Origin of the sequence: Cupriavidus sp. HPC(L), from assembly GCF_000307735.3 — a bacterium.
Lineage (GTDB): Bacteria > Pseudomonadota > Gammaproteobacteria > Burkholderiales > Burkholderiaceae > Cupriavidus.
Window position 1 is genome coordinate 1 of the sequence record NZ_AMPR02000158.1, and the last position, 7,266, is coordinate 7,266.

Annotated in this window: 6 protein-coding genes; all 6 read right to left on the bottom strand. The window is 68.4% G+C overall.

Annotated features, from left to right (window positions below; translation table 11 throughout):
- Nucleotides 1–141: 141 nt before the first annotated feature.
- On the bottom strand, nucleotides 142–1,434 hold the full coding sequence (aceA, locus tag B551_RS11030; protein ID WP_006576216.1) for an isocitrate lyase: 1,293 nt from the start codon (nucleotides 1,432–1,434) through the stop codon (nucleotides 142–144).
- A gap of 347 nt (nucleotides 1,435–1,781) precedes the next feature.
- The gene (gene rraA / locus B551_RS11035) at nucleotides 1,782–2,294 is read right to left on the bottom strand and encodes a ribonuclease E activity regulator RraA (protein ID WP_006576215.1); all 513 of its coding nucleotides are present in this window, start codon (nucleotides 2,292–2,294) and stop codon (nucleotides 1,782–1,784) included.
- 149 nt (nucleotides 2,295–2,443) lie between these two features.
- Entirely contained in the window at nucleotides 2,444–3,259 is an 816-nt protein-coding gene (locus B551_RS11040; RefSeq protein ID WP_006576214.1) for a LytTR family DNA-binding domain-containing protein, read from the bottom strand.
- Nucleotides 3,260–3,374: 115 nt separating this feature from the next.
- Nucleotides 3,375–4,592 carry a sensor histidine kinase gene (locus tag B551_RS11045; protein WP_043438868.1) on the bottom strand — a complete coding sequence of 406 codons (1,218 nt, stop codon included), beginning with the start codon at nucleotides 4,590–4,592 and terminating at the stop codon, nucleotides 3,375–3,377.
- A 520-nt stretch (nucleotides 4,593–5,112) separates the two neighbouring features.
- Nucleotides 5,113–6,069 (bottom strand): CysB family HTH-type transcriptional regulator, encoded by a 957-nt coding sequence (locus B551_RS11050; protein WP_006580216.1) that lies wholly within the window; start codon nucleotides 6,067–6,069, stop codon nucleotides 5,113–5,115.
- A complete protein-coding gene (locus tag B551_RS11055; protein ID WP_043438870.1) occupies nucleotides 6,066–7,193 on the bottom strand; it encodes a sulfate/molybdate ABC transporter ATP-binding protein in 1,128 nt (375 codons plus the stop codon). The genes B551_RS11050 and B551_RS11055 overlap by 4 nt, the downstream gene beginning before the upstream one ends.
- Nucleotides 7,194–7,266 lie beyond the last annotated feature (73 nt).

A 7,266-nucleotide genomic window follows, 5' to 3' on the forward strand; every position in this document is an offset into this window, starting at 1 on the left:
CCCCCCCCCCCCAGGGGGGGGGGGGTGGGGGGGGGGGGGTGGTTGCAAACCACACAGGCATGCGCACCGCCGGCTGCCCTCTCCCCTAACCCCTCTCCCGCAAGCGGGAGAGGGGAATCAGCACGCGGGAGTCTTACGACCTCAAGCCACCTTCTTGTCGAAGAACTGCTCGTCCTCGGTCGAGCCCTTCAGCGCGGTGGTCGACGACTGGCCGCCTTCGATGGTCTGCGTGACCGCGTCGAAGTAGCCGGTGCCGACTTCGCGCTGGTGCTTGACCGCGGTGAAGCCCTTCTCGGCCGCCTTGAACTCGGCTTCCTGCAGCTCGACGAACGCGCTCATCTGGTTGCGCGCATAACCGTAGGCCAGGTTGAACATCGAGTAGTTCAGCGAGTGGAAGCCGGCCAGCGTGATGAACTGGAACTTGTAACCCATCGCGCCCAGTTCCTTCTGGAACTTGGCGATGGTGGCGTCGTCCAGGTTCTTCTTCCAGTTGAACGACGGCGAGCAGTTGTAGGCCAGCAGCTTGCCCGGGAACTTGGCGTGCACCGCCTCGGCGAACTTCTTGGCGAACTCCAGATCCGGCTTGCCCGTTTCGCACCAGACCAGGTCGGCCACTTCCGCATAGGCCAGCGCGCGCGCGATCGACTGCTCGATGCCGGGCCGGGTGCGGTAGAAGCCTTCGACGGTGCGCTCGCCGGTGCAGAACGGCTTGTCGCGATCGTCGATGTCCGAGGTCAGCAGGTCGGCCGCTTCCGCATCGGTACGGGCGATCACCAGCGTGGGCACGCCCATCACGTCGGCGGCCAGGCGCGCCGCGGTCAGCTTGGCGACGGCCTCTCGGGTCGGCACCAGCACCTTGCCGCCCATGTGGCCGCACTTCTTGACCGAGGCCAGCTGGTCTTCGAAGTGCACGCCGGCGGCGCCCGCTTCGATCATCGCCTTCATCAGCTCGAACGCGTTCAGCACGCCGCCGAAGCCGGCCTCCGCGTCCGCCACGATCGGCGCGAAGAAATCGACATCACCCTTGCCCTCGCTCCACTGGATCTGGTCGGCGCGCTGGAAGGTGTTGTTGATGCGCTTGACCACCTGCGGCACCGAATTGGCCGGATACAGCGACTGGTCCGGATACATCTCGCCGGCCAGGTTGGCGTCGCCGGCGACCTGCCAGCCCGACAGATAGATCGCCTTCAGGCCGGCCTTGACCTGCTGCATCGCCTGGTTGCCGGTCAGCGCGCCCAGCGTGTTGACGAACGGCTCGGTATTGAGCAGGTGCCACAGCTTCTCGGCACCGCGGCGGGCCAGCGTGTGCTCGATCTGCACCGAGCCGCGCAGCCGCACCACGTCCTCGGCCGTGAAGTTGCGGCGGATACCCTTCCAGCGCGGGTTGGTTTCCCAGTCTTGCTTGAGCTTTTGTGCTTCGATTTCGCGGGACATGTCACTCTCCTGTTGATGGGGTTCGGCGAATCTTTGCGACGCGACCGGACGGGGAGCCGGTCTGCCGACCTGGGCGACGGATGCCGGTTTCAGCGTTCCGGCGGCGCCGCAAGTCATATGTCTTATATAAGAGTGTAGAGAAGCGTCCCGCGACGCAACAAGACTGGATGCGGTCCTCACCGCAGATTTTTTCTCCTTACATTTCAGTAGGTTACCTAAAACATTTCACGATGCGGCACGTTCTTTCCCATCATGAGAAACGACGGTTGTGCCACGCACGCATGTATTTTTGCGGACCAAAACGTCTTTCCGCATCGTGAAATTGTGTGCAAGTGCTGTCGGCCGGTTCAGGCCGCCTTGCCCGCCTTGCCCAACTCTACGTCGGACACCAGCACACCGTCCTCGTCGGCGTAGATCCAGTTGCCCGGACGCACGACCGCCCCCGGCATCTGCAGCGCGACGTCGCGCTGGCCGCTGTTGCGCTTCTCGCTCTTGCGCGGATGCACACCGAGCGCGCGGATGCCGATCTCGCAATCGTTCAGCTCGACGGTGTCGCGTACATAGCCGTTCAGCACGATGCCGGCCCAGCCGTTCTTCTGGCCAAGCTGGCCCAGATTGCCGCCGACCAGCGCGCAGCGCGCCGAACCGCCCGCGTCGACCACCAGTACCCTGCCCTGCCCCGGCGACTCGAGCGCCTCGCGCACCAGCGAGTTGTCCTCGAACACCTTCAGCGTCATGGCGGGACCGGCAAAGCGCGCGCGCCTGCCGAAGGCCTGCCAGCCCGGCGTCAGCACGCGCAGCGAGCCGTCGGCCAGGCGTGCCTCGTGATCGTCGCAAAGGTCGGTGGTGGCGAAATCCATGGCAATTCACTCCTCGATAGACAGGGGAAACGAAGGGGAAAAAGCGAAGGCGGGCGCGACGCCCGAATGCGCGCGTTGGTGCGGCGCAACCGGAGCATCATAGTGGAAAACCGCTTAGGGAAAAGGCGCAGGGCGCGCGGCCCGGCGCCTTACATCTGCTTGAACAGATAGGCGTACTGGCGCGCCACCGGCAGCGTCTCGGGACGGTTGCGCAGCTTCAGCGCGAGGCGCCCCAGCGACTGATTGACCGCGGCGGAGACGCAATCGATGTTGACCACCGTGCCGCGATGGATCTGCCAGAAGCGGTCCGGATCGAGCTGCTGGGTCAGCTCGCGCAGGCTGGTGCGGATCAGCGCCTCGCCGCTGTTCGATACCACGTTGACGTACTTGTCGGTCGCCTCGAGGTAGATCACCTCGTCGACCGGGATGATCCGCACTTCCTGGCCGACCAGCGCCTTGATGAAGCGCAGATAGGGACCGCCGGTGCGCGCGATGGTGTCGCGGTCCAGCGCCTCCAGCCGGTTCAGCAACTGCTCCAGCCGTTCGCCTTCGAGCGCGCCCGCCGAGGCGTTGCCGTCCATCGTCTGCGGCGGCATCGCCAGCCGCGTCTTCAGCCGGTTGACGGTCGCCTCCAGCCGCTCGCGCTGGATCGGCTTGAGCACGTAGTCGACCGCGGCGCTTTCGAAGGCTTCCAGCGCGAACTGGTCGTAGGCGGTGACGAAGACCACCAGCGGCGCGCCGGGCTTGCCCAGCAGGTCGCGCGCGACCTCCATGCCGGTGATGCCGGGCATCCGGATATCGAGAAAGGCGACGCGCGGCGCGTGCTGGCGCACCGCCTCGAGCGCCGATACCCCGTCATGCACCGTCGCGACGATTTGCGCCTCGGGCCACAGGCTGGACAGTTCGGCGTGCAGCACGCGGGCGAGCAGCGGTTCGTCGTCGGCAATCAGCAGGGTCGGCGTCATCGTGGCATCGGTGGCAGTCGATCGTGGATCATCGACGGTACGCGAAAGAAATCGGCGACCGTCAGCGCTAGCGGGTCGGGCGGCGGCAACACGGTCCGCAGCCCGCGAATTCGGTTCAGGATCGCGGCACGACCGACGCGGCCGAGCCGGCCGGAATCGGCGGCACCGGTACCGCCGGCGCGGCACCGCCCTGCGCTGCCCCGCAACTGGTGGCAGGCGCGGGGACGCCCGGTGCACCCCGGGCGGCCGGCTTGCGCGTCACGGGCACGGTCAGCCGCACCACCACGCCGCTGGGCACGTTCTCCTCGATCTGCATCGTGGCCGCCGCGCCGAAGATGCGCGCCAGGCGTTCGCGCACATGGGTCAGTCCCAGGCCCGAGCCCTTGACCGGGGCCTGCGCGAAGCCGACGCCGGTATCGGCGATCGACACCTGCACGGCATTTTCGCCCTGGGCGCGCGCCGACACGGTGATGCGCCCGCCCGCCATGCACGGTTCGATGCCGTGCGTGACGGCGTTCTCGACCAGCGGCTGGATCAGCATCGGCGGAATCTCGACCTCGGCCAGGTCGTCCGGCAGGTCGAACCGATAGGACAGCCGCTGGCCGAAGCGCAGCCCCTGGATATCGAGATAGCTGCGCAGCAGCGCAAATTCCTGCTGCAGCGTGCATTGCTCCGCGCGGGTATGGGCCAGCGAGCGCCGCAGGAAGCCGATCAGCCCTTGCAACAGCTTGCGCGCGGCGCGCGGATCGGTGGCAATCAGGCCGTCCAGGTGGGCCAGCGAGTTGAACAGGAAGTGCGGTTCGATCTGCGCCTGCAGCGCCATCAGCTGCGCGCGCACCAGCTGCTTCTCGGCCTCCTCGCGCTGCAGCGCGTCGAGCGCGGCCTGGCGCTGCAGGAAGGCCAGCCGTTCGCGCGACCAGTAGAAGTAGATCATGCTGGTGGCCGCCAGCATCCCGACCACCAGGCACATCCGCAGCATGTCGTTGGCCTCTTCCATCGACTTGGGCGGCAGGTCCATCACCATCCGCGTCGCCCAGCTGCCGAACAGCACGCCGAGCGGCACCGCGGCGATCGCCAGCAGGATGAAGGGCCAGCCGGCCGGGCGCTCGTTGCGCCAGATCACCACGCGCGGAATATCGATCAGCGCCCAGATCGACAGGCCGATCAGCTGGCTATAGACGAAGTTCTTAAGGAAGGTGCCGCCGGTCTGGAAGCCCCAGGTCAGGCTGACCGCGATCACGCCGTTCATCACGAGCACGAACACCAGGTCGCGCCCCAGCAGCGTCAGGCGGGAGGGAATGGCGTGGGTGAAACAGCGGTGCGTCGATCTCATGTCGCCTCCGTCCTTCCACCGCCACCTCGGCGACGCGGGTGTGGGGAGGGACTGTTGCCTCATTCTAGCCGCCGCCTGCCGACGTTCCATGCGGCAGTGCGGCCCCCACCGCGGCATTCGCCAACTGTCAGGCGGATCGCACGCGGCACGGGATGACCGGCGATGCGGTGCAGCATGGCGCGCGGCCGCTGCATCGGACCGCATCCCGTGTCCGTGCGCGTAATGTAACCCGGGTGGCGGCGCGAATGAAACCCGGATGCGACGAACGGGCGGCCGGCGGCGCGAAGGGGCCGCTGCCGGGCTCGAACCGAACGCGGCGGGATCCATGTATGACGAGACGCAGCAGAGTGCAACCGCGGCGAACGCCCGGCGCAGGACCATGCCGGCATGCGGCAGCGCCGCGATGCTTGCGGCGTGGCAGTCCCTGTGGGTGTTCTCCCCTCTCCCGCTGGCGGGAGAGGGGCCGCGGGAGAGGGCAGCCGCGCGTTGGAACCGCCCTGGCAACCGCGGCGGCGAACGCCTACGCGGCCTCGGCCGTCAGCGCCCCCAGACTGCCGCCTTCGGCCAGCGCGTTGCTGACCGCCTGCTCCGACAGCTGCGGTGCGAACAGCTGGATGAAGGCATGCGCGTAACCGCGCAGATAGGCGCCGCGCCGCACCGCCACGCTGGTGGTGTTCGGCGCGAACAGATGGTCGGCCGAGATCCGCACCAGGCCGCTGTCCTTGCGCGCGTCGTAGGCCATCGACGCGATGATGCCGACGCCGAGGTCGAGCTCGGCATAGGTCTTGATCACGTCGGCGTCGAGCGCGGTCAGCACGATCTCCGGCTGCAGGCCGGCCTGCGCGAACGCGCTGTCGATCTTGCGCCGGCCGGTGAAGCCCGCGTCGTAGGTGATGATTGGAAAGCCGGCCAGATCCTCCAGCGTCGGCTCGGGCAGCCGCGTCAGCGGATGGTCCGGCGCGACCACCAGCACGTGGCGCCAGCTGTAGGCGTCGAACGCGGTCAGCGACGGCTCGCTGGCCAGCGCCTCGGTAGCGATGCCGATATCGGCCTGTCCCGACAGCAGCAGCTCGACGATGTGGTTCGGCGAGGCCTCCTGCAGCGCCAGCGTGACGTGCGGGTAGGCACGCCGGAATTCGGTGACGACCTTCGGCAGCGCATAGCGCGCCTGCGTATGCGTGGTGGCGACCGTCAGCCGGCCCGTATGGCGGCCGGCGAATTCGTCGCCGGCCTGGCGCAGGTTCTCCGCCTCGAGCAGCAGGCGCTCGACGATGCGGACGATCTCGCGGCCCGGCGCGGTCAGGCCGGTCAGCCGCTTGCCGTAGCGCTCGAAGATCTCGACGCCGAGCTCCTCCTCCAGCTCGCGGATCTGGCGCGACACGCCGGGCTGCGAGGTGTACAGCGCGTTGGCGACCTCGGTCAGATTGAACTGGCGGCGCACCGCCTCGCGGATCGATCGCAGTTGCTGGAAGTTCATCGGGACGCTCCTGCCTGCTCATCGGCGAACACGCGCATGCGCCGCGGCCGCGCCGCCAGCAGCTCGCCCTCGCGATAGCCGTCGCGCTGGAAGCGTTCGAGCGGCAGCACCACCTCGATCAGCTCGCGGTTGTCCTCGCGCTCGAGCTCCAGTTGCGCCACCGGCCCGAGCGCCAGCGCACGCCGCAGCGTCGCGACGATGCCCTCGGCACCGGGCGCATAGCGCTCGAGCTCGACGTCGTGCGGGCGGACGTAGCCGATGGCCTCGGCGCCTTCGGCCTGCCCGGCCTGTTCGATCGAGCCCGCGCCATCGCCGCCGACGCTGCCCGACAACGGCAGCAGCGCCGCCCCGGTACGCAGCGCCCCGCCCTCGGCGCCGCGCTCCAGCCGCCCGTGAATGCGATTGACATGGCCAAGGAAGCCGAACACGAACGGCGTGGCCGGATGCTCGTAGACCGCCTGCGGCGAGCCCACCTGCTCGACACGGCCGCGCTGCATCAGCACCACGCGGTCGGCGACTTCCAGCGCCTCCTCCTGGTCGTGCGTGACGAAGACGCTGGTCACATGCAGCTCGTCGTGCAGCCGCCGCAGCCAGCGCCGCAGTTCCTTGCGGACCTTGGCATCGAGCGCGCCGAACGGCTCGTCCAGCAGCAGCACGCGCGGCTCGACCGCCAGCGCGCGGGCCAGCGCGATGCGCTGGCGCTGGCCGCCCGACAGCTGCGGCGGATAGCGATCGGCCAGCCAGTCCAGCTGCACCAGCTCCAGCAGCGCGCGCACCCGCTCGTGGATCTGCGCCTCGCCCGGCCGCTCGCCGCGCGGCTTGACGCGCAGGCCGAAGGCGACGTTCTCGAACACCGTCATATGGCGGAACAGCGCGTAGTGCTGGAACACGAAGCCGACCTGGCGCTGGCGCACCGGCTGCCCGGTCGCATCCTGGCCTTCCAGCAGCACCTGCCCGCGGTCGGCGCGCTCGAGCCCGGCGATCACGCGCAGCAGCGTGGTCTTGCCGCAGCCGGACGGTCCCAGCAGCGCGGTCAGTTCCCCTTCCGCGAAATCGAGCGTGACGTCGTCCAGCGCGACGAAGTCGCCGAACTGTTTGTGCAGATGCCTTACCTGAATGCTCATGATGTCCATCCCAAGCTGTCTTGCGGGTCGGCCGCCGCGGCGGGGCCGCGCACCTTGGCGGGCTGCGCGGCGG

Excerpts from the sequence above, each read along its gene's own strand:
- aceA (WP_006576216.1), bottom strand. The coding sequence starts at position 1,434 with ATGTCCCGCGAAATCGAAGCACAAAAGCTCAAGCAAGACTGGGAAACC.
- rraA (WP_006576215.1), bottom strand. The coding sequence starts at position 2,294 with ATGGATTTCGCCACCACCGACCTTTGCGACGATCACGAGGCACGCCTG.
- B551_RS11040 (WP_006576214.1), bottom strand. The coding sequence starts at position 3,259 with ATGACGCCGACCCTGCTGATTGCCGACGACGAACCGCTGCTCGCCCGC.
- B551_RS11045 (WP_043438868.1), bottom strand. The coding sequence starts at position 4,592 with ATGAGATCGACGCACCGCTGTTTCACCCACGCCATTCCCTCCCGCCTG.
- B551_RS11050 (WP_006580216.1), bottom strand. The coding sequence starts at position 6,069 with ATGAACTTCCAGCAACTGCGATCGATCCGCGAGGCGGTGCGCCGCCAG.
- B551_RS11055 (WP_043438870.1), bottom strand. The coding sequence starts at position 7,193 with ATGAGCATTCAGGTAAGGCATCTGCACAAACAGTTCGGCGACTTCGTC.